This window comes from Streptosporangium sp. G11 (genome assembly GCF_051192615.1).
Lineage (GTDB): Bacteria > Actinomycetota > Actinomycetes > Streptosporangiales > Streptosporangiaceae > Streptosporangium.
Window position 1 is genome coordinate 1 of the sequence record NZ_JBPJUQ010000038.1, and the last position, 21,502, is coordinate 21,502.

At 72.9% G+C, this 21,502-nt stretch carries 19 protein-coding genes; 6 read left to right on the forward strand and 13 right to left on the reverse strand.

What is annotated here, in order from left to right; all coding sequences use genetic code 11:
• Positions 1–224 precede the first annotated feature (224 nt).
• Complete coding sequence (locus ACSDR0_RS29310; RefSeq protein WP_435292196.1) at positions 225–1,868, reverse strand: ABC-F family ATP-binding cassette domain-containing protein; 1,644 nt, start codon at positions 1,866–1,868, stop codon at positions 225–227.
• A gap of 614 nt (positions 1,869–2,482) precedes the next feature.
• Between ACSDR0_RS29310 and ACSDR0_RS29315 the strand changes: the two genes are divergently transcribed.
• Positions 2,483–2,917, forward strand: a complete 435-nt coding sequence (locus ACSDR0_RS29315) for a MarR family winged helix-turn-helix transcriptional regulator (protein ID WP_435292131.1) — start codon at positions 2,483–2,485, stop codon at positions 2,915–2,917.
• Entirely contained in the window at positions 2,914–3,468 is a 555-nt protein-coding gene (locus tag ACSDR0_RS29320; protein WP_435292132.1) for a hypothetical protein, read from the forward strand. The genes ACSDR0_RS29315 and ACSDR0_RS29320 overlap by 4 nt, the downstream gene beginning before the upstream one ends.
• A 112-nt stretch (positions 3,469–3,580) precedes the next feature.
• On the opposite strand, the gene ACSDR0_RS29325 is transcribed toward ACSDR0_RS29320, so the two are convergent.
• Both ACSDR0_RS29325 and ACSDR0_RS29330 read right to left on the reverse strand, forming a co-directional pair.
• Positions 3,581–4,792 (reverse strand): acyltransferase family protein, encoded by a 1,212-nt coding sequence (locus ACSDR0_RS29325; RefSeq protein ID WP_435292133.1) that lies wholly within the window; start codon positions 4,790–4,792, stop codon positions 3,581–3,583.
• A complete protein-coding gene (locus tag ACSDR0_RS29330) occupies positions 4,789–7,647 on the reverse strand; it encodes a condensation domain-containing protein (RefSeq protein WP_435292134.1) in 2,859 nt (952 codons plus the stop codon). Before ACSDR0_RS29330 ends, ACSDR0_RS29325 begins: the two co-directional genes overlap by 4 nt.
• Positions 7,648–7,763: 116 nt before the next feature.
• On the opposite strand from ACSDR0_RS29330, the gene ACSDR0_RS29335 reads away from it, so the two are divergent.
• The 3 genes from ACSDR0_RS29335 to ACSDR0_RS29345 all read left to right on the forward strand — a co-directional run bounded on the left by ACSDR0_RS29335 (position 7,764) and on the right by ACSDR0_RS29345 (position 10,090).
• Positions 7,764–8,528 (forward strand): SDR family NAD(P)-dependent oxidoreductase, encoded by a 765-nt coding sequence (locus ACSDR0_RS29335; RefSeq protein ID WP_435292135.1) that lies wholly within the window; start codon positions 7,764–7,766, stop codon positions 8,526–8,528.
• A gap of 114 nt (positions 8,529–8,642) precedes the next feature.
• A complete protein-coding gene (locus ACSDR0_RS29340; protein ID WP_435292136.1) occupies positions 8,643–9,083 on the forward strand; it encodes a VOC family protein in 441 nt (146 codons plus the stop codon).
• Positions 9,080–10,090 carry a class I SAM-dependent methyltransferase gene (locus ACSDR0_RS29345; RefSeq protein ID WP_435292137.1) on the forward strand — a complete coding sequence of 337 codons (1,011 nt, stop codon included), beginning with the start codon at positions 9,080–9,082 and terminating at the stop codon, positions 10,088–10,090. The genes ACSDR0_RS29340 and ACSDR0_RS29345 overlap by 4 nt, the downstream gene beginning before the upstream one ends.
• A gap of 130 nt (positions 10,091–10,220) precedes the next feature.
• Here the strand turns inward: ACSDR0_RS29345 and ACSDR0_RS29350 are convergent, their stop codons facing one another.
• The 5 genes from ACSDR0_RS29350 to ACSDR0_RS29370 are packed head-to-tail and all read right to left on the reverse strand — an operon-like array spanning position 10,221 to position 13,841.
• Positions 10,221–10,724: a S26 family signal peptidase gene (locus tag ACSDR0_RS29350; RefSeq protein ID WP_435292138.1), complete on the reverse strand. Its 504-nt coding sequence runs from the start codon at positions 10,722–10,724 to the stop codon at positions 10,221–10,223.
• On the reverse strand, positions 10,721–12,541 hold the full coding sequence (locus tag ACSDR0_RS29355) for an ABC transporter ATP-binding protein (protein ID WP_435292139.1): 1,821 nt from the start codon (positions 12,539–12,541) through the stop codon (positions 10,721–10,723). Before ACSDR0_RS29355 ends, ACSDR0_RS29350 begins: the two co-directional genes overlap by 4 nt.
• Positions 12,542–12,553: 12 nt before the next feature.
• On the reverse strand, positions 12,554–13,123 hold the full coding sequence (locus tag ACSDR0_RS29360; RefSeq protein WP_435292140.1) for a hypothetical protein: 570 nt from the start codon (positions 13,121–13,123) through the stop codon (positions 12,554–12,556).
• A complete protein-coding gene (locus ACSDR0_RS29365) occupies positions 13,032–13,655 on the reverse strand; it encodes a MauE/DoxX family redox-associated membrane protein (RefSeq protein WP_435292141.1) in 624 nt (207 codons plus the stop codon). Before ACSDR0_RS29365 ends, ACSDR0_RS29360 begins: the two co-directional genes overlap by 92 nt.
• A complete protein-coding gene (locus ACSDR0_RS29370) occupies positions 13,656–13,841 on the reverse strand; it encodes a hypothetical protein (RefSeq protein ID WP_435292142.1) in 186 nt (61 codons plus the stop codon). It lies immediately after the preceding gene.
• Between the two features lie 149 nt (positions 13,842–13,990).
• Between ACSDR0_RS29370 and ACSDR0_RS29375 the strand changes: the two genes are divergently transcribed.
• On the forward strand, positions 13,991–16,522 hold the full coding sequence (locus ACSDR0_RS29375; RefSeq protein ID WP_435292197.1) for an ATP-binding protein: 2,532 nt from the start codon (positions 13,991–13,993) through the stop codon (positions 16,520–16,522).
• A 159-nt stretch (positions 16,523–16,681) separates the two neighbouring features.
• Here ACSDR0_RS29375 and katG read toward each other — a convergent pair whose 3' ends face one another.
• The 5 genes from katG to ACSDR0_RS29400 all read right to left on the reverse strand — a co-directional run bounded on the left by katG (position 16,682) and on the right by ACSDR0_RS29400 (position 21,451).
• A complete protein-coding gene (gene katG / locus ACSDR0_RS29380; protein ID WP_435292143.1) occupies positions 16,682–18,913 on the reverse strand; it encodes a catalase/peroxidase HPI in 2,232 nt (743 codons plus the stop codon).
• 36 nt (positions 18,914–18,949) lie between these two features.
• Positions 18,950–19,387 carry a Fur family transcriptional regulator gene (locus ACSDR0_RS29385; protein WP_435292144.1) on the reverse strand — a complete coding sequence of 146 codons (438 nt, stop codon included), beginning with the start codon at positions 19,385–19,387 and terminating at the stop codon, positions 18,950–18,952.
• Positions 19,388–19,564: 177 nt separating this feature from the next.
• Positions 19,565–19,873 carry a winged helix-turn-helix domain-containing protein gene (locus ACSDR0_RS29390; RefSeq protein ID WP_435292145.1) on the reverse strand — a complete coding sequence of 103 codons (309 nt, stop codon included), beginning with the start codon at positions 19,871–19,873 and terminating at the stop codon, positions 19,565–19,567.
• Positions 19,870–20,355 carry a hypothetical protein gene (locus ACSDR0_RS29395; RefSeq protein WP_435292146.1) on the reverse strand — a complete coding sequence of 162 codons (486 nt, stop codon included), beginning with the start codon at positions 20,353–20,355 and terminating at the stop codon, positions 19,870–19,872. Before ACSDR0_RS29395 ends, ACSDR0_RS29390 begins: the two co-directional genes overlap by 4 nt.
• A gap of 151 nt (positions 20,356–20,506) precedes the next feature.
• Positions 20,507–21,451, reverse strand: a complete 945-nt coding sequence (locus tag ACSDR0_RS29400; protein ID WP_435292147.1) for an acyltransferase domain-containing protein — start codon at positions 21,449–21,451, stop codon at positions 20,507–20,509.
• Positions 21,452–21,502 lie beyond the last annotated feature (51 nt).

Here is a 21,502-nt window from a genome sequence, read left to right on the forward strand (position 1 = left end):
CCGCCGACGACAAGCCCAAGCTCGACGCTCCCACTACCGAAGACGCGGCCACACCACCCTCTAAACGCCGTTGCAGTACTAGGCCCCGCGAAGGCCCGGTCTATATCGGTGACAACGAGACCGGGCTGCCGGCGGGGCGGGCCGGTGATTCGGCGGGCGCAAGACCTCCTCACCGATTACCTACGGGTGCCGACCACCTCGCCCCTCGAACGGGTCGCGCGGCATCAGACACCCGGTGCTGGAGATTCGCCTATCTCCAGACGCGGCCAGTCGGCGAGGTCGCGCAGCAGCTGCCGGTCGTGCGTGGCGACGACGACGGCGGCGCTCGTGTCGCGGATCGCGTCGGTCAGCTCGTCGACCAGCGCCGACGACAGGTGATTGGTCGGCTCGTCGAGCAGGATCAGCCCGGGCCGCCCGGCCAGCGCCAGCGCCAGGTCGAGGCGCCGCCGCTGCCCCTGCGACATCCGCCCGAACGGCGTGCGCATCGCATCGGAGTCCAGCAGCCCAAGCGCCCCGAGCGGGACGGCGTCGGCGTCGCGCAGCGCCCCGCGGGCCACCAGCCGTCCCACATGGCGGGCATACACCTCGCGGGCGGTGAGTGCGGGGTCCTGCTCGGCGGTCTCCTGGGTGACCCGGGCGATCCGTGCCCCCTGCGCCGTCCGGACGTGCCCGTCGGTGGGCTCGAGCGAACCGGCCAGCACCGCGAGCAGTGTGGACTTCCCGCCGCCGTTCGGTCCGGTGATGAGCAGCCGGTCGCCTCCGTCGAGGGTGAGGTCGACCGGACCGGCCAGCCGCCCGTCGACGGCGACGCCGTGCGCGCGCAACTGCGGCGCCCCCGGCCGGACGCCCAGGTCCGGCCACCGCAACGCCGGCGGCGGCTCCGGCACGTCGATCCGGTGCGCCCGCAGGGCCTCCTGCTGCCGGTTCAGGGCCTGCACGACGCCCGGTGCGCGGGACTGGCGCTGGTGCTTGCCGGTCCCCTTGTCCGGCCGCCAGCCGGTGGAGAGCCGGTCGCGGGCCTTCGACACCGCCTCCCGCAGCCGCCGGTGCTCGGCCTGCTGCTGCTCGTGGTCCTGCTCCCAGCGCTCGCGCTCGCGACGCCGGGCGTCCTGCCAGGCGTCATAGCCGCCGGCGTACAGCCGCGGCTTGCCGTCGCGGGTCGGGTCGAGGTCGAGGAAGCGGTCCGCGACGTCGCGCAGCAGCGCCCGGTCGTGGCTGACGACGGCGAGGCCGCCATCGTGCTCGCGCAGCCTGCGGGTCAGGAAGTCCAGCCCGCCGGCGTCAAGGTGGTTGGTCGGCTCATCGAGCAGCAGCACGTCGTGCCGCGCGCCGAGCAGGCACGCCAGCCGCACCCGGTAGCGCTGCCCGACCGACAGCGTCACCAATGGACGGTCGCGGTCGGTGCAGGCGCCGAGGGCCTCGAGGGCGACGTCGACGCGGCGTTCGGCGTCCCACGCGTCGAGCCGGGTGGCGGCGTCGAGCGCGGCGGCGTAGCGGTCGTCGGCAGTGGGATCGCCCTCGGTCATGGCGAGGGTCGCCTCCTCCAGCGCGCCGAGGGCCGCGAGCGACGCGGCCAGCGCCTCGGACGTCAGGGTGGCGACGGTCTCACCGTCTCGCCCCGACAGCTCCTGGCGGGCCAGGCCGATCGCGCCGGCCCGGTGCGCGGTGCCTTCGTCCGGCGTGATCAGTCCGGCCAGGACGTGCAGCAGCGTCGTCTTGCCACGGCCGTTCTCGCCGACGACGGCGACCCGCGACCGGGCGGAGACGGTGATCGAGACGTCGTTCAGGACACGCCGGGACCCGCGGGTGACGGTGACGCTCGTGGCGCGGACGTGCGCGCTATCGCCCGCCTCGACGGGCAGGGACATGGTTTCGGGGCTCGGGGTGAGGTTCAACGGTGCTCCGCAGCTCGCAGTGGAGCCGGGCAGCGGCAATCGGCCGCCCGGCGGGAACCGGGACGGCGAGCGCGGATTCAGCAGAAAGAAGGCGCCGCCGTCAGCGGGCGGAGCGGATCTTCTGCGACCAGATACCTCGTGCCATGACGGTCACGTTAGCAGCCCCTATGCCCCCGGCTCCTCTGGATTTCGCCCGCTCGTAGCGACACGGGGGGACCGTGGAGCGACACAGATGGACCGATGGATCGCGAAGTTCCTGACGCTTCATGATCTCAAAAAGGGTGCCGTGCCTGTCCTGACTCATCGCCTGCCCGCGCGCCAGGGCGGAGGCGCCGGCGACGTCGAGCGCGCCGGGAGAGCGGATGGAGCCGGGCGCGTGACGCGGTTCGGTGGCCGTGGCCCGCTCGACTCCGCGACGGTGCGTCGAAGGGGAGAGTTTGACCGCACGCGCGGCCGCCCGCGTTTTCGCCCGCCGGTCAGCCGCGCAGCCGAGCCCTGCTTCGCCCCCGGCCGTGGCCATGGAAGTCCTGGGCCGCGGCCGGTATGTCACTTGTACCGGTTATCACGAAATCGTATAGTCCGATATCGTGATACTTGACCCCGTACCATCCGGGTGGTCGGCACTGCTCGCACTGCAACGCGCCACCCATGCCACCATGCAGGTGCTCGCCGCGGAGCTCGTCGACCTGGACCTGACCGCCTCCGAGATCAACGCGCTGGCCAACCTCGCCGACGGCCACGGCCGAACGGTGTCCGAGCTGGGCGCGGCCGTGGGCGCCCGCCCCACCACGCTGACCAGCGTGCTGGACCGTCTGGAACGGCGCGGCCACATCACCCGTGGCACCCGCCCGGGAGATCGCCGGGCGGTGCTCGTCGAGCTCACCCCCTCCGGCCGCCTGACCGCCACCACGATCCGGCGGGCCGTCACCGACCTGGAGCGCCGCGCGCTCGGCGACCTGCCCGCCGACGCGATCGCGGGTCTGCGCGCCGCCCTGCGAGCCCTGACGGAGGTGTCCTCGTGACTCCCCATCCCCAGGAGGCGTGGGACGGCGACACGACCCGCCCCCAGAAGGCGCGAAACGATGACACGACTCACTCCCAAGAGGCGCAGGACAGCGACACGACCCGCCCCCAGGAGGCGCGGGACGGCGACACGACCGCCTTCGAGGCGTTGATGGCCGAGGTGATGGGGACCGCCGAGCGGTTCGGTCACCGGGAACACGTCCACCTGACGTGGCTGGCCGTGCGGCGGTACGGCGTGTCCCCGGCGGTCGACCTGATCTGCGACGGCATCCGGCGCACCGCCCGCTACGCGGGCGCACCGCGGAAATACCACGTGACCGTCAGCCGCGCCTGGGTGGAACTCGTCGGGCACCACGCGGGCGAATCCGGCGAGGACGACTTCGCCGAATTCGCCGGTCGCCACCCCGCGCTGCTCGACAAGCGCCTGCTGACCCGCTTCTATCGTCCGGCGACGCTGGCCGGCCCGCGGGCGAGGACCGGCTGGGTCGAGCCCGACCTCACCCCCTTCCCCTGGCAGGAAGGCGACCGGCGTCTCACCGTGAAGCCATGAAGCCATGAAGCCGTGGAGCTATAAGCCATGAAGTGGGAGGTGGGAGGTGAGGGGTCACGGTGACCTCGGAGGTCACCGTGACGGCCCCGTGACGGCTCCGTGAGCCCCTCGCTCACAGGGAGGGTTCCGCCCCCGGTGCCGGGGTGACGGCCTTGGGCTCGCGGCGCAGCAGGGCCCGCAGCCTCTTCTCGATCGGATACTCGTACAGCCGGTACAGCCCCCACGACAGCAGCACGCTGACGACCAGGCCGGCCAGCGCGTACGGCAGGTGCGCCCAGGTGGGCTGCGGGAAGTCGTAGAGCGACTGCCGCCCGAACGCGTGCTTGGCGATGGGGAAGAGCACCAGGAAGTGGATCAGGTAGAAGGCGTAGGACCACTGGCCGAGCGCCACCAGGGGGCGGGAGCTCAGCAGGCTGCGCCGGCCGGCCAGGTCGTTGGTCGCCGCCGCCGCGATGAGCAGCGCGAACACCACGATGCTGCCCCGGTTGGCGGCCTCGGCCAGCGCGGTTTGCCACATGCCCGACCAGGACCACGCCCACAGCAGCGCGAAGTAGCCGACCGTGACCGCGGTCGCCGCGCGCAGCCCGACCGGGCTGCGCCAGCCCTGGCGCACGGCGGCGGCGATCACGATGCCCAGCACGAACTCGCTGACCCTGGCGATCGGCGAGTGGGTGGCGAAGTAGTACAGGTCGGAGGTGAACCAGTTCTCCGCGGTGAGCTGCGGGTTGGCCAGCCAGAGCCACACGCGCGTGCCGATGCTGATCGCGATGAGCACGGCGGCGATCATCACCATCTGGCGCAGCGTGCGCCGCACGATCGGGCGCACCACGAACGGGAAGACCGCGTAGAAGAACGCCTCGCACGACAGCGACCAGGAGACGGTGTGCGGCACGGTGTCGCTCTGGAACGACGACGGGAACCACGCCTGCACCATGAGCAGCGTCGCGACCGTCCACCACACCAGCGACGTGCCGCCCTCGGTGGGCCAGAGCTGGCCGCCGACGAGCAGCGCGACCGCCGCGACGGTGGTGATGAGCAGTGACGGCCAGATCCTGGCGAAGCGGCGCCAGTAGAACTTCGGCGCGGTGTCCCTGTCGAAGAACGTCCAGGTGAGAACGTAGCCGGACAGCACGAAGAAGAACGTCACCCCGGCGGTGCCGAGGACGAACAGCTCGTTGAGGTAGGGCAGGGGCAGCAGGATCGCGACGTGGCTGAAGAACACGCCGAACGCGGCGAACCACCGCAGCCCGGTCAGCGACTCCAGCCGCGTCCTCGGCGGTCCCTCGATCATGCCCGGTGACGGCGTGGCGGCCAGCGAGGTCATGACGCCGCCTCCTCTCCTGTGAGGCCGGCTTGCGCGCGGCGCTCGTCGATGAGCACCGCCTGTTCGCGAACGGTCGCGTGACGCAGCAGGTCGGGCAGTTCCACCTCGACGCCGAACGCCACCTCGTAGCGCAGGCTCAGCCGGGCCAGGGTGAGCGAGTGTCCGCCGAGGTCGAGGAAGCCGTCGGAGGCCCCGATCTCCTCCACGCCGAGCAGCTCGCGCCAGATCCCGGCGACGGCCTCCTCGGTGCCGCCCTCGATCGGCACGTGCCCGCCCTCGTCGCCGGGGGCTTCCGGGCTGGGCAGCTCCTCGTGGGCGAGGTGGCCCTCGACGGTCCTGGGCAGGGAGTCGAGGACGGTGACGGAGCCGGGTACCTGGTACTCGGGCAGGTGGGCGGTGAGCTCCTTGAGGTCGATCCCCTCCCCCACCACGTACGCGGCGAGCCGGTCGTGGCGCACGTCCACGGCGGCCTCGGTCACGCCGGGGCGGCCGGCCAGGGAGCGGGCCAGCTCGTCGGTGTCCACGCGGAACCCGCCGACGGTGAACATCCGGTCGAAGCGGCCGAGCAGCTCCACCGAGCCGTCGGGGAGGGTACGGCCGCGGTCGCCGGTGGCGGCGTGCCCGACGTGGATCTCCCCGGGCACGCCGGTGGCGCCTGGGCGCCCGGCCCGGTCGGCGACCTCGATCGACCTACCGGCCAGGGGTTCTCCGACGGGGACGCCCCTGCGGGGTTCGGCGAGCGGGTCGACCCGGTGGGCCGCGGCCCAGCGCTCCCCGTACAGGGTCCAGGTGGGGATCGCGGCGGCCAGTTCCCGCGCGAGGCCGGGCGGGGTGGCGGCCGCGTCGCAGAGCGCGGTGAACGGGCGGTCGGCGGGCAGGCCGTCCCGGAGCAGCAACCGCCACGCGGCGGGCGGGGCGTGCACGACGGTGGCGTCCGCGACCAGGGCCCTCAGCCGTCCGGCGTCGCGGGCGGCCTCCGGGGGCGCGGTCACCAGGTGCGCGCCGTGCAGGAGGGCCAGCAGCATGGCGTCGGCGAACGCGCCGGACGCGGGCGGGGCGAAGGTGAGCACGGTGTCGGCGACGCCCAGGCCGATCCGCGAGGCCAGGTCGGCGATCGGCGCGGCGCCCGCGCTCGTCGTACGGCCGTCGAGGACGTCCGCCTTGAGGTGGGCGTAGCGCCAGACGGCGGGGTCGGGGCTGTCGGCGGCCGGGGCCTCGGCTCCCCTGCGCACGGCGGGCACGAGGGACTCGGCGCGCGCGTCGAGCTCGGCGTACGTCAGCGTGACGGCGGAGGAGGCGCTCGCGGAAGACGTGCCCGGAGAGGACGTGCCCGGGTGGGCGGTGACGGCGGGCGAGCCGGGGGCGAGCCGGACCCGCTCGGCCAGGACGGCGGCCGGTCCCTCGGCGCCGCCGGTCCCGGCCTCCGGGAGCCCGGGGGCGGGGGGCAGGGAGAGGTCGCCGACCGGCCGGTCCGGGTGGACGCAGGCCTCGGCGACCAGGAGCGCGAACTGCTCGGCGAGGACCTCGACGGTGGCGGGGTCGAACAGGTCGTCGTTGTAGCCCCAAAGGCCCGCCATGCCGTCGCCGTCGACGCTGAAGTCCACCATCAGGTCGAAGTGCGAGACCTCGACGTCGGGAACGAACTCCGAGGCCCGCACGCCCGGCAGGTTCAGGAAGACCCCGTCGTTGTCGCGCACCCCGAGCCCGGCCTGGAACAGCGGCGTGTGGCTCTGGGGCCGCTGCGGGTGCAGCTCGCGCACCAGCTCCTCGAAGGGCATCTCCTCGTGGTCGTGTCCCTCGACGGAGGCGTGGCGCACGCGGCGCAGCAGCTCGCGGAAGGTGGGCTCCCCGCGCAGGTCGAGACGGAGGCAGATGATGTTGATGAAGCACCCGACGAGCGCTTCGAGCTCGGGCCGGATGCGCCCGGCGGCGGGTACGGCGGTGACGATGTCGGCCTGGCCCGCGTAGCGCGACAGCAGCACGCCGTAGGCGGCCAGCAGCACGGTGAACGGGGTGGTGCCCTCGTCACGCGCCACCGCGCGCACGGCGGCGACGACGTCGCCGGACAGCCGGGAGCGGTGGAAGCGGCCCGCGCGGCGCCGGTGCGGCGGCCGGGGCCGGTCGGAGGGCAGGTCGAGCAGGCGGGGGACGCCGTCCAGGGTCCGCCGCCAGTAGTCGACCAGGCGCGAGCGCACATCCTCGGTGCGCAGCCGCTCGCGCTGCCACACGGAGAAGTCGGTGTACTGCAGGTCCAGGTCCGGCAGGCCCGCCCGCCCGTCACCGGCCTCGCCGCCGGCCTCGGTGTAGAGGGCCTCGACCTCGCGCCCGACGATGCCGAAGGACGGGTCGTCGAAAACGATGTGGTGGAAGGTCAGCACGAGCACGTGGTCGTCGGGCCCCAGCCGGAGCAGCAGTGCCCGCCAGAGCGGCCCGTGGCGCAGGTCGAACGGGGCCAGGATGTCGTCGGCGGCCATCCGCGCGGCCTCGGCCTCGGCGTCGGGTTCGTCGCCCAGGTCGACGGAGCGCAGCACGCTCGCGGGCGCGTCGCCGACGCGCTGCACGGGCATGCCGTCGACCTCCTCGACGGTGGAGCGCAGGATCTCGTGCCGCCTGATCACCTCGCACAGCGCCCGGTCGAGGGCTCCGGCGTCAAGGGGGCCGCGCAGCCGCAGCGTGGCCGGCACGTGGTAGAACCCGAAACCCGGATTGAACATCTCGCCGAACCAGATGCGCTCCTGGGTGGAGGAGACCGGCACCCCCGAATCGGGCACGGCGTGTCGCGGGATGCGATCTCGCTCGCGCCGCCGCCGGGCGATCAGGTCGTGCACATTGTCCGCGCTCTTGGAAATCGTCATGTGAATGGTGTCCTCACGTCTGTGGGGGTGCAGCGTGAATGCAGAATTTTGCGTCAGGATATGTCTTGATAAGCGAGAGCATTTACCCTCTATTGCGAAAAGGCGGCGAAACGGATATGGAGCTGCAGGGTGTGACGGCGCTGGTCTCGGGGGCCGGCGGAGGGCTGGGCGCCGCCACCGCGCGCGAGCTCGCCAAGGCCGGCGCGCACGTGGTCGTGGCCGACCTGGACACCGGTACGGGAGGCCCGGTGGCCGACGAGGTGGGCGGCACGTTCGTGGAGACCGACGTGACCGACGCGCGGTCGGTCGAGCGCGCCGTACAGGTGGCCGCCGGGGTCGCGGGGCCGCTGCGCGTGGCGGTGAGCTGCGCGGGAGTCGCGCCCGCCGCCCGTACGGTCGGCCTCGACGGCAGGCCGCACGACCTGGAGACCTTCGAACGGGCGCTGGCGGTCAACGTGGTCGGCACCTTCAACGTGATGCGCCTGGCCGCCGCCGCGATGGCCGCGACCGAGCCGCTGGAGGACGGCGAGCGGGGCGTGGTCGTCAACACCTCCTCGGCCGCCGCCGAGGACGGTCAGGCGGGCCAGGTCGCCTACGCCGCCTCCAAGGGCGCGGTCGCGGCGCTGACCCTGCCGGCCGCCCGCGACCTCGCCTCGGTCGGCGTGCGGGTGTGCGCGCTGTCACCGGGCCTGTTCGACACCCCGCTGTTCGCGGCGATCCCGCCGGAGTTCCAGCGCCCGCTGGTACGTCAGATCGTCTTCCCGCCCCGGCTGGGAACGCCCGAGGAGTTCGCGCGGGCGGTCCGCGCCGTGTGCGAGCTGGGCTATCTCAACGCGGCGGTCGTCCGCCTGGACGGCGGCCTGCGCCTGCCGAACACCTGAGGTCCGAGTACGGAATCTCCGAGCAGATCATCGAACCCGTGAACGCCGGGACGTCTCGCCGGCGGGATGCGGGGTAGCGTTCCCGTACGTTTCCATGGTCACCGATCGAGGGAGATGAAGAAATTGCTCACCCCACCCGACGGAATGCCGAGAATCACCCCCGTCATCTTCTACTCCGACGTCGAGAAAGCCATCGAATGGCTCATCGAGGCGTACGGATTCGAAAAGCGCAAGGTGCTGAACGACGACGACGGCTCCGTCGTCCACGCCGAGCTGTCGTTCGGCGAGGGTGTCGTGCAGCTCGCCGGGACGGGCGACGGCCGCAAGCACGAGCCGCAGGGCGAGGGTGAGCTGCGCCAGAGCCTGTACGTTTTCGTGGACGACGTGGACGAGCACTACAAGCGCGCGAAGGCGGCCGGAGCGGTGATCCGCGACAAGCCGGACACGCGCTTCTACGGCGACCGCAACTACACCAGCGAGGACCTGGAGGGTCACCACTGGGTCTTCGCGCGCCGGGTCAAGGAGATCCCGTACGAGGAGATCGACGCCCCATGAGCGCCGTCGAGCAGGTCAGGGAGCTGTACGAACGCTACCCGTGCCCGTCGCTGACCGTCGGCGACGACCTGATCCTGGACCTGGCGCTCGGCATCGGCATGGTCGCCAGGGACAAGACCCTGGCGGGCAAGCGGGTGCTGGACGCCGGGTGCGGCACCGGGCACCAGCTTCTCGGGCTCGCCTCGCAGTATCCCAAGGCGCACTTCACCGGCATGGACCTGTCGCAGTCGTCGCTCGACGTGGCCGAGGAGCTGCGCGAGCGCAACGGGCTGGCCAACGTGGAGCTGGTGCGCGGCGCCATCGGCGGGGACGGCTTCGAGGGGCCCTACGACCTGATCGTGATGACCGGGGTGCTGCACTGTCTCGACGACCCTCGCGCGGGCCTGGCCTGGCTGGCCGAGCGGCTGTCGCCCGGCGGGCTGATGTACCTGTGGCTGTTCCACAGCTTCGGCGAGCACCAGCGGCTGATCGACCGCGAGCTGGTGCGGCTGCTGTCGGGCGGCGACACCGGCGAGGAGGGCCTGTCGGTGGTGCACCGGCTGGGGTTCGGCCGCTCCGCGGGCCGCTACGGCACGGGCACGTCGCCCGGGGCCGACCCGCGCGACCAGGACGTGCTGGACGCCGACGCCTACCTGCACCCGGTCATGCGCACCCACCGCTTCGGCGACGCGGCCCGCCTGTTCGAGGACATCGACGGGATCGGCTGGGTCGCGCTGAACGGCGTCAACTGGGACGGCGGCGGCAAGATCCTGGATCTGGGCCGCCGCCACCCCGCCTCTCCGGTGTTCCTGTCGGACGCCGACCTGTTCGACGACGAGGAGCTGCTGGCGCGCTACGCCGGGCTGCCCGTCGCCGAGCGGGCGGCGGTGATGGAGCTGCGGCTGGCGCCGACCGGCTTCACCGTCGTGGCCGGGGCCCCGGAGGCGGAGAGGCTGTGCGAGTCCAGGATCTCGGGCAACGTGCTGCTGCGGAACCGGGCGGCCACGCCCGGCGGGATCGGAGGGTGACCGCCACACACCACACCGCTCCCGGAAGCGAGACCGGAGACGAAAGGGGAACGCCCGCTCACCGGACAGGCCGGAGCGGGCGTTCCCCGATCCGTCACCCGGCCAGGCCCCCGAGATCGGCCGGCCGAGTTCAGGAGTGGCGCGTCTCGGATCCGGCCGTGGCCCTTCCGCCGAGCCGGAGCAGGATCACGCCGAGCACCTGATCCGTCCGGACGGCACCGAAGTGCCGGGAGTCCCTGCTCGCCTCGGGGTTGTCGCCGAGGAGCACGACATGCCGGGGCGGGACGACACCGGCGGGCCACCGGGCCCAGGAGGGCAGGCAGGCGGGCTCCGGATCGCCCGGCACCGCGGCGACCCGCTTGACCACCCACCGGGAGCCCCGGGCCCCGGTCGGATCGCCCGGCCGGCAGGGGCCCGTCTCCTCGACGACCGCGATGTCACCGTTGCGCAGCCGCTCCCCCGGCGTCCGGCGGACCAGCACCCGGTCGCCGGGGCGTAGCGCCGGCGCCATGCTCAGCCCGCTGACCGACAGCACCACGAGGTGCCCGCGGAGCAGGACGGCCGCCATGGTCACGGCCACGACGGCGAGCGTGAGCCCCAGCGCCACGCCGGCGCCGGTCAGAACGGCGCTCACCCGACCCCCTCCGGCGCCGAGGAGCGGTAACCGGCCGCCTGCAGCTCGAAGAGCCTGGCGTACGCGCCGCCGCCCGCCAGCAGCTCGTCGTGCGTGCCCCGTTCGGCGATCCGCCCGCCGGACAGCACGACGATCAGATCGGCTTCGCGCACGACGCCCAGCCGGTGGGAGACCAGCACGCTCGCCAGCCCGCGCCGGTGCTCGCGGAGCCGGGCGTGCACCTCGTGCTCGGCCTCGGCGTCCAGGGCGGAGCTCGGCTCGTCGAGGACGAGCAGGTCGGGCCGGTCGAGGACGAGGCCCCGGGCTATCGACAGCCGCTGCCACTGCCCGCCGGAGAGGACGACCCCGGTGTCGGGGTCGGCGCGGTCGGCCTCGGAGAAGAAGATCCGGGTCAGCAGCGTCTCGTACCCGCGCGGGAGGGCGGCCAGGACGTCGTGCACACCGGCGCGATCCGCCGCGCCCTCGATCCGGCCGTCGTCTCGCAGGGCGGTCAGGTCGCCGATGGCGATGTTCTCTCGCGCCGTGAGGTCGTAGCAGGTCGCGTCCTGGAAGACGGCACGAATCCGGCGTCTCAGCTCCGCGGGGTCGAGGTCGCGCAGGTCGACGCCGTCCCAGAGCACCGCCCCGCGCGTCGGGTCGTAGAGCCGGCACAGCAGCTTCACCAGCGTGCTCTTCCCGGCCCCGTTGAGCCCGACCAGGGCGGTCGAGCGCCCCGCGGGGAGCGTCAGGTTCACCCCGCGCAACACCCACGGCTGGTCATCGGCGTAACGGAACCACACGTCGCGCAGCTCGATCCCCTCTCGCAGGGACGTCACCGGCAGGGGCCTGTCGCGGACGGGCAGCTCCGGCCCGGCGTCGACGACGGCCAGGTAGTGGCCGAAGAGCAGCAGCGCCTGGTGCACGGACACGACCTCGGTCACCAGGGCGGCGAGGGCGCCCTGCACCGAGCCGGTCGCGGCGACGACGAGCACCACGTCACCGACGGTGAGGGTGCCCTCGGCCGCGGCGCGTACCGTCCACAGCAGCAGACCGGCCGCCACCGCGGCGCCGAGCACCGCCAGCCCGCCCTGGATCCTCAGCTCCCGCCGGTCGATCCGGCGGTGCGCGCCCTGGATCGTGCGGATCTCCGTGGCCATGCGCTGCCACAGGTATGGTCCGGCGCCGAACAGGCGCAGTTCCTTGGCCGCCTGCGGGCTGGTCAGCAGGCCGGAGTAGAACAGCTCCCGCCGCTCGGCCTGCCCGGTCTCGACCATCATCGCCGCCCGGCGCCTGCTCAGCGCCAGCTCGGCCAGCAGGGCCGGTACGGCGGCGAGCAGGACCGCCACCGCCACCCAGGGCCCGAGCAGGAGGAGGGAGCCGGCGAAGGCGGTGATCGTGAGCGCCGCCTGGACGACCCCCAGCCCGCCGTCCACCACCATTCCCGGGCTGTTGACCCCGCTGGACCGGGCGACCTGGAGGCGGTCCAGGAAGACAGGGTCCTCGAAGCGGCGCAATCCCACGAAGCGGTCCACCGAGGCGTACAGGCGCGAGGTGGCGAGCAGGTACACCCGCCGCTCGCTCTCGGCCCGCAGGTAGCGGGTGGCGTGCGGTGTCAGCGCGGCGGCCACCCCGACGGCACCGAGCGCGACGGCCGGTCCCAGCAGGCCGGACCACCGTACCGGCCCGGCCGCCAGCCGGTCGATCACGATTTTGGTCAGCCAGGCGACCGAGGGCGGCGCGAGCCCGCCCAGCAGCGTCACCGCCAGATAGACGGCGATCTGCGCCGGGGCGGCGTGCCGGGCCAGCGTGAGGGCGCGCCCGGCGGCGCGGAGCGACATCGGCGCGGCGGGTCAGCCGGCGGCCGGGAGGGCCACGGCATCGCGGTCGACGACGGGAGCGAGGTCGAAGCCGGACGCGGACACCACGCCCTCCTCGACGAGGACGAACGCGGGGAAGCCGCTCACCCCGAACGCCCGCTGCACCGGGCCCTGGTCGGATTCCACCACGACGGTGGCCACCGGCCCCAGAAGCTCGGCCAGCGCCGCGGTCTCCTCACGGGTGCCAATGGTCACGGCCAGCACGGCGTCGCGTCCTTGGGGCCGGGTCGCGGCGTACTCGACGAAGGAGGGCAGCTTCTCCTTGCACGGCTGGCAGTTCGGGGAGAAGAAGCCGACCAGCGGGCGCTCACCGAGCGTCGCGAGGCTGACCGGCAGATCCGCCACGCTGGTGGCGTCGAATCCGCCCACCGGCGTTCCCGCGGGCATCGCGACGTCGACGTCGAGGCCGCCGGAGCCGCCGCCGCGCAGGGCCGCCAGTTCGGCGGTGTGCTCACGGAGCCGGCGTACGACGCCGACGGTCAGGATCAGGTTGGTCACGACCAGCAGTCCGAGCAGGACCGCGGCCGCGGCTACGTACGCCATCAGGTCTCCTCAGGGAGGTGGGGGTGGGTGCGAAGAGCGCGACGAGGTCGTCCAGCACGGTGACCAGCAGGCCTGCGAGGCCTCCCGCGAGCAGGACGGCGATGGACCACGGCGACGGGTGCCGGTCGTCCGGCCCGACGAGCCCGGCCAGCGCGACGGCGGTGAGCAGGAGGTTGCGGACCAGGTGCCGGCCCGACAGCGGGGTGGACGAGGCGCCGAAGCAGCGGCACGGTTGCGCGCCGCCCCGGGCGAGCACCACCGCCACCCCCGAGGTGAGGACGACGAGCAGCGCGGTGGCCGCGGCGAAGCCGGCGTCCCGGGTGGGCGGGACCACCAGCAGCAGCACCACGACCGCCTCCGCCGCGGCGACCGCGACCGCCACTGGCAGGGCACGTTCGCCGCGGATCGGGAGCATCGAGGCCAGGGAGGTCGCGAAGGCGCGCAGGGCCCGCCCGCCACGCAGTTTGCTCGCCGCGGAGGCGAGGAAAACCACCACGAGCAGGCCCTGACACGCCGGTACCAGATACGTCATTCAGCACGCACGGCTGTGGTACCTGCAGGGGCCGCAGGCCTCGAAGTCACAGCAGGTCTTCTTGTACAGCTCTATGCCCCTGCAGTAGCAGGAGACGCTGTAGCAGGCCGCGGCGGCGTGCGCGGTCGCCTTGGGAACGAGGCCGTCGACCATGCGGTCGGCGAGGGCGGTGAGTGTGCGGGTCATGGCGTCCTCCTCCGTGCCGGCCGCCGGATGCGGGCCGACGAACCCATCGAAACCTGGAGTTGACCAACCGACCAGGATCTTGCACCGGACGTTGGACCGGACGTCCGGTACCCTGCCGAGGGGATCAAGGGGGGCCGCTCTTGGGAAACGTGTTCGGAACGCTGCTCCGTCGTCATCGGCTACACCGTCAGCTCACCCAGGAGACGCTCGCCGAGCGGTCCGGCCTCAGCTCCCGCTCGATCCGCGAGATGGAACGCGGCCCCGGGCGCAGCCCCCGGCCGCAGACGGTCGAGCGGCTCGCGACGGCGCTGGAGCTGACCGGAGACGAGCGGGCGGAGTTCACCGGCGCCGGGCACGCGCTCTTCTGGGCCAACCGCGCCGGACGGTCCGGCGGGAACATCCCGCCGGGCGAAAGCGTCCGCGCCGTCGATCCGCCCTGGCAGCTGCCCGCCGATCTCCCCGACTTCGTCGGCCGCTGCGAGGAACTCGCCCTGGCCCACAAGGTGCTCGACCCGGCCGTCGGCGGCGCGAGGCTGGTGGTGGCCTCCGGTCCGCCGGGCGTCGGCAAGACGGCACTGGCGATACACGCCGGCCACCGGCTCGCGCCGCTGTTTCCCGACGGGCAGCTGTACGCGAGGCTGCGCGGCGCCACCGGCGACCCCGCCGATCCGGCCGAGACGCTGGCCCAGCTGCTGCGGATGCTCGGTGTGGACGGATCGGCCCTGCCCGCCGGAGTGGACGCCCGGGCGAGCCTGCTCCGGATCCGGCTGGCGGGACGGCGGGTGCTCATCGTCCTCGACGACGCCGGCGGATACCGTCAGGTGGAACCGCTGCTGCCCGTCGAGGGCGTCGCGATGATCGTGACAAGCCGTCTGCCGCTGACCGGGCTCCCCGGGGTGACGGCCATCGACCTGCGCCCGCTGCCCGACACGGCGGCCGTCGACCTGCTCGCCCGGGTGGCCGGCGCGGAACGGGTGCGCGCCGAGCCCGCGGCCGCCATCGAACTGGTCACGGTGTGCGGCGGACTGCCGCTGGCGGTCCGGATCGTCGCGGCCCGGCTGGCCGCGCGGCCGCACTGGGCGGTCGGCGCGCTCACGGAACGGCTGACCGACGAGCGCCATCGGCTCGACGAGCTGCGGCACGGTGACCTCGCGGTGCGTCCTGGACTGCAGCTCGCCTACCGGGGGCTCACCCCGGCCACCGCCCGGGTGTTCGCGCTGCTCGGCGGCCTGGACGTCCCCTCGTTTCCGGAGTGGCCGGTGGCCGCGTTGCTGGACGCCGGGCCGGCCGCGGGGGCCACCGCGCTGGAGGAGCTGCTCGACGCCCGGCTGCTGGACGACCTCGGCCCCGACCGGGCGGGCCAGTCGCGCTACCGGTTCCACGCGGTCACCCAGTTGTACGCGCGCGAGCGCCGGGAGGCCGAGATCGACCGGTCCGAATGGGTCGCCGCGCTGGCCAGGACCGCCGGCGGCTGGCTGGCCCTCGCCCGGCAGGCCCAGGACCGCCTGCACAGCGACCGGTTCTACCTCGACGGCAGGAGCGCTCCGGCGGCCGTCGCCGACCCGCGCGCGGCCGCCGTCGCCGCCCAGCGGCCCATCGAATGGTTCGAGGCCGAACGGGAGAGCATCGCGGTGCTGGTCCGGGCGTGCGCCGAGACGGGCCTGGCGGCCACGGCGCGCGGCCTGGCCGGCTGCGGCGCCGACTTCTACGACTTCCAGGGGTACTACGACGACCTGCGGCGAATCCTGGAGACGGCGCTGGCCGCCTGCCGGCAGGCCGGCGACCGCCTCGGCGAGGCGGCGATGCTCCGGGGGCTCGGCAACTGCCTGGTCGAGCTCGACGACATGGACGAGGGCCTGTCCATGCTGCACGCCGCGCGCGTGCTGGCCGAAAGGGTCGGCGATCCCTCCGGGGCCGCGCTGACCCGCCGGTACATCGGTTTCACCCTGGGGCTGATCGGCCGGCTCGACGAGGCCGAGGCGGAGATACGCGCCGCGATACGGGAGCTGCGGCTCACCGGGCAGCGGTCCGCCGAGGCCGTCGCCCTCTCCAACCTCGGGTTCGTGCTGCGGCAGCGCGGTGACGGCGCCGAGGCCGTCGACGCCCTTCGCGCGGCGTCGCTCATCGCTCGATCGTGCGGTGACCGGTTCGCCCAGGCCTGCAGCTCGCGAGGCATCGCCGGGGCGTTTCTGGCCCAGGGGCGGGTCCAGGAGGCGCAGCGGGCGGCCCGGCGGTCCGTCACGCTCTTCGACCAGATCGGTGATGTGATCGGCACCGCCCAGAGCCTGCGGGTGCTCGGCGAGACACTCTCGTGCGAGCCGCACAGGCGGGCCGAGGCCGAACGGGTGCTGGGCGGCGCGGCGGCGCTGTTTCGCGAGCGGGGGCACAGCTGGGGGCTGGCCCTCACCGAGCTGAGCCTCGGCGAGGTGGAACTCGGCCGTGACGCCGAAGGGGCCACCGACCGCCTGCGCCGTTCCCTGCGGTACTGGACCGACAACCAGGTGCCGGCCCTGCGGGCGCGTACGCTCGTCGCGCTCGCGTCCGCGGCCGAGCGGGCGGGCTCCCCCGACGCGCGGGGGCTGCTGGCGAGCGCCCATCGGATCTATCGGGAGCTGGGAATGCCGGCCGCGGACGAGCTCGCGGCGCGCCTCAGTGCCCTCGACGACACCGCGCCGCCCTGATCCTGAAAAACGACGACGTGGGAAACGACGACGTGGGACACCGGCGTCCGCTCGCCGGGCATGTCCCGCCCCGGCGCCGCGCCGGAGGCGGACGACGCCGGGATCCTCCGGACCGGGAACGGCCGGGCCGGCCTCGCGTGGCCGGCCCGGACGCCACGATCAGACCAGGTCGAACCGATCGAGGTTCATCACCTTGACCCACGCCGCGACGAAGTCGTTCACGAACTTCTCCCTCGCGTCGTCACTCGCGTAGACCTCCGCGAGCGCGCGCAGCTCGGAGTTCGACCCGAAGACGAGGTCGGCGCGGCTGCCGGTCCACCTGACCTCGCCCGTGGCGAGATCGCGGCCCTCGAACGTCTCCGCGTCCTCGGACGTCTCCTTCCACCTCGTGCCCAGGTCGAGCAGGTTGACGAAGAAGTCGTTGGTCAAAACCCCGGGGGTCGCGGTGAGGACGCCGAGCGGCGACTGCCGGTGGTTCGCGCCCAGGACGCGAAGGCCGCCGACGAGGACCGTCAGCTCGGGGGCGCTCAGGGTCAGCAGGTTCGCCCGGTCGATCAGCAGGTACTCGGCCGGCAGCCGGTTGCCCTTCCCGAGGTAGTTGCGGAACCCGTCGGCGACCGGCTCGAGCGCGGCGAACGACTCCACGTCGGTCTGCTCCTGCGACGCGTCCACGCGGCCGGGCGTGAAGGGGACCTCGACGTCGAAGCCGGCGTCCTTGGCGGCCTTCTCGACGGCCGCGCCACCGGCGAGCACGATCAGGTCGGCGAGCGAGACCTGCTTGCCGCCGCTCCTGGCGGCGTTGAAGGCCACCTGGATCTCCTCCAGGGTGCGCAGCACCGTGGCCAGCTGGTCGGGGTCGTTGACCTCCCAGCCGCTCTGCGGCTCAAGGCGGACGCGCGCGCCGTTGGCGCCGCCGCGCTTGTCGCTGCCGCGGAAGGAGGAGGCCGACGCCCACGCGGTGGACACGAGCTGGGACACCGACAGGCCCGAGGCGAGGACGCGCCCCTTGAGGAAGGTGACGTCCTCGGCGTCGACGGGCTCGTACGTCACCGCAGGGAGGGGGTCCTGCCACAGCAGCGTCTCGGCCGGGACCTCCGGGCCGAGGTAGCGTACGACCGGGCCCATGTCGCGGTGGGTCAGCTTGAACCACGCCCGGGCGAAGGCGTCCGCGAACTCGGCGGGGTTCTCGAGGAAGCGTCGCGAGATCTGGTTGTAGACCGCGTCCACTCGGAGCGCGAGGTCGGTCGTCAGCATCGTCGGGGCGTGGGTCCTCGACGGGTCGTGGGCGTCGGGGACGGTCCCGGCGCCGGCGCCGTCCTTCGGCTTCCACTGGTGGGCGCCCGCGGGGCTCTTGCTCAGCTCCCACTCGTAGCCGTACAGGATCTCGAAGAAGCTGTTGTCCCACGTCACCGGGGTGTTCGTCCACGCACCCTCGAGACCGCTGGTGATCGTGTCGCCGCCCTTGCCGGTGCCGTAGGTGTTGTTCCAGCCGAGGCCCTGCTCCTCGATCGAGGCGGCCTCGGGGTCGTCGCCGACGTGGTCGGCCGGGCCCGCGCCGTGGGTCTTGCCGAAGGTGTGACCGCCCGCGATCAGGGCGACCGTCTCCTCGTCGTTCATCGCCATCCGGCGGAACGTCTCGCGGATGTCGCGGGCCGAGGCGAGCGGGTCCGGGTTGCCGTTCGGGCCCTCAGGGTTGACGTAGATGAGACCCATCTGGACCGCGCCGAGCGGGCTCTCGAGCTCCCGGTCGCCGGTGTAGCGCTTGTCGTCGAGCCAGGTGGTCTCGGGGCCCCAGTACACGTCCTCCTCGGGCTCCCAGACGTCCTCACGGCCGCCGGCGTAGCCGAAGGTCTCGAAGCCCATCGACTCCAAAGCGACGTTGCCGGCGAGGATCAGGAGGTCGGCCCACGAGAGCTTCTGGCCGTACTTCTTCTTGACCGGCCACAGCAGGCGGCGGGCCTTGTCGAGGTTCGCGTTGTCCGGCCAGCTGTTGAGGGGGGCGAAGCGCTGCTGGCCGGCCCCCGCGCCGCCGCGGCCGTCGCTGATCCGGTACGTGCCCGCGCTGTGCCACGCCATCCGGATGATGAACGGGCCGTAGTGGCCGTAGTCGGCCGGCCACCAGTCCTGCGAGGTCGTCAGCACCTCGGCGATGTCCCGCTTCACGGCCGCGAGGTCGAGGGTCTTGAACGCCTCGGCGTAGTCGAACCCCTCGCCGAGGGGGTTGGCCACGGCGGGGTTCTTGGCGAGGATTTTCAGGTTGAGCCGCTCCGACCACCACTGGCGGTTTCCGCCGCCCTGAGTCGGGTGCGGGGCGCGCTCGTGCGCGACGGGACAGCCGCCCTCGCCCTCCGCCTTCGCGTCGGTGACGATTGCATCATGGTTCTCAGACATGGAAATCCTTCTGGATCTTCTGTGTTAGGGGATCGCTCAAGAACTGCGAGTGGTGGAACAGCCGGGGCACAGGCCCCAGAAGATGACCTCGGCCTCGTCGATCGAGAAGCCGTGGTCGTCGGACGCGGTCAGGCAGGGCGCCTCGCCGACCACGCAGTCGACGTCGGCGACGACACCGCACGACCGGCACACGACATGGTGGTGGTTGTCCCCGACGCGTCCCTCGAACCGGGCCGGGCTGCCGGCCGGTTCGATGCGGCGGACGAGCCCGGCCGTGGTGAGCGCCTGGAGGGCCTCGTACACGGCCTGAAGGGAGACGTGGCCCACGCGATCGCGCACCCCGGAGGCGATCGCCTCGACGTCGAGGTGGTTACCGTCCCGCACGGTGTCGAGCAACGCCACGCGGGCGGCCGTCACCCGCAGGCCTGCCCCGCGCAGCTCCTCGGCGGTGGCCGAAGTCTTGGGTGCGGTCATGGCGCCCAACCTAACGCCATAAACACGAACTATCCAAGACAATGAATGATGCAAATCTAGTGTCGCACCAGGCGATCCCCGTCCCGGCCGCCCCCGGCGGGGAATCGGCGACTCCCCGCACCTGACCCCTCACCGGTTCGCGCGAAGCACCCATCTGGACGCCCCGGCCCCTCGCCTTCAGGTGGGGAGGATCGAGAGGCCGGACTGGGCGACGATGGCCTGGAGGGCGGCGACGTGGCCGGTGTAGGCCGCGCGCCCCTCGCGGGTGAGGCTGAACCATGTCCTGGGGCGCTTGCCGACGTGTCCCTTGCGGATTTTCACGTAGCCGGCCGCCTCCAGCGCGCTCGCGTGCTTGGACAGCACCGAGTCGCTGATGCCCAGGTTGTCGCGGACGAAGGCGAACTCGGCCTCATCGGCGGCGGCCAGCAGCGAGACGATCTGCAGCCGCGTCGGCGCGTGGATCGCCGGGTCGAGTCGCGGCGTCATCGATTCGCCGCCTCCGCCCTGCGGGCGGTCCGCCCGGACATCCACCGGGCCAGCAGAGGCGATGTGATCGCCACGATCACAGTCATGATCACACCCATGAGGGTACGCGGGTAGGCGACGTCCAGCTCCTTGAGCCACAACTCCAGCGGGAGGGCCACCAGACCGGTGGCGACCAGCCAGCCGGTGAAGCCGACCCACGCCCACGGGTCCATCACGGAGGGATGAGGGCGCAGGCTCGCGTTCCTGACGTCTCTCACGAACTTGAGGACGGCGACGGCGAGGCCGGCCGACAGGGCCGTCACGGCGATCCAGAGCCACCAGGCGGGCGGGATCTCGGTGACGAACTGTATCCCGGTGACGAAGACCCAGACCGCCACCGGATACCAGGCGGGGAACATCGGCGGTGCGGCGCGCAGGACCCTGCGCTGCGTCTCGTGGACCTGCGCCAGCGTCCGCTCGGCCTCTTCGGGGGTGATGTCCATGGCCAGTTCCCTTTCTCTTTCCTAGTTGGAAAGTACTTTCTCCTTTCCATATCGTCAAGTACTTTCCAGGATGGACGCGGACGGGCGCCGTGGAGCCTTTCCCGGCCGGCCGCGAAGGCCGTCGCCGGTGAGACAGGCGCCAGGGGTGTGGCTAGATCGGGAAGCGGCCGCGGCGGACCTGCCAGTGGCGGCCGGCCTTCAGGTGGTCGACGATCGCGCGCTGGAGCGCGGTGCGGCGCGGCAGCCGGTCGAGCGGCGTGGTCAGGGTGCGGAACACGAACCGCAGCACCTCGACGTCGGCGTCCAGCCCTTCCGGCTCCTCGTAGGGCTCCAGCTCGAACCTCCGCTGGAACCGGACGATGTTGGAGTCGCCCGGCAGGTACTCCAGCAGCTGCGGGTCGAGCAGCCACGAGCCGCAGGAGAACGTCGCGTAGCGCTCGTCGGGAAAGTGGCGCGGGAAGAACGAGCGGGCCTCGTCGAGCGACGCCGCGACCGCCTCCGGGGTCATCGGCCCCGACTCGGGGATGTGCAGGTCGATGGTGGTGCCGCCGCGGTGGTACTGCAGCCGGCCCAGCTCGTAGATGGCGCCGCGCGCGTGCAGCGTCAGCCAGCTCTGCATGACCGGCCAGCCCTCGCGGCGCATCCGCCGGTCGATCGCGAGGTTGCGGCCCAGGTCCGCGAGGGTCGTCCACGACACCGCGTCGGCGACACCGTGGTCGCGGTGGTACCCCGTGACGACGTCGGCCAGGGCCAGGTACGCGTACACGTAGAGATGCCGCCAGGCGGGGCCCCGCTCGCGGGGCAGCTCCGGACCGGGCACCAGCCAGCCGTGGCCCCCGAGATCGGCGCGGACCAGGGCGATCGAGCGGTCGAGCAGCCAGCGCAGCTCCGGAGTCCACAGTGGAGAGCCGGGCTCTGGCCAGCCCGCCATGATCTCGGCGGCGTCGTCCGGCCGCACCGCGAGCCGGTCGAGGATCGCGGGCGCGTCGGCCTTGGCGGGCAGCGGAGCCGACGGGCGGTCACCGGCGAGCCGGTGCACGCGGTCGACGTCCTCGAGGGGTACCCCGAGCCGGGCGGCGGTGGCGTCCAGATCCACACGGATGATCCTACCGGCCGGCCGCGGCTCGCCGCCGAGGTGTCCGGCGGA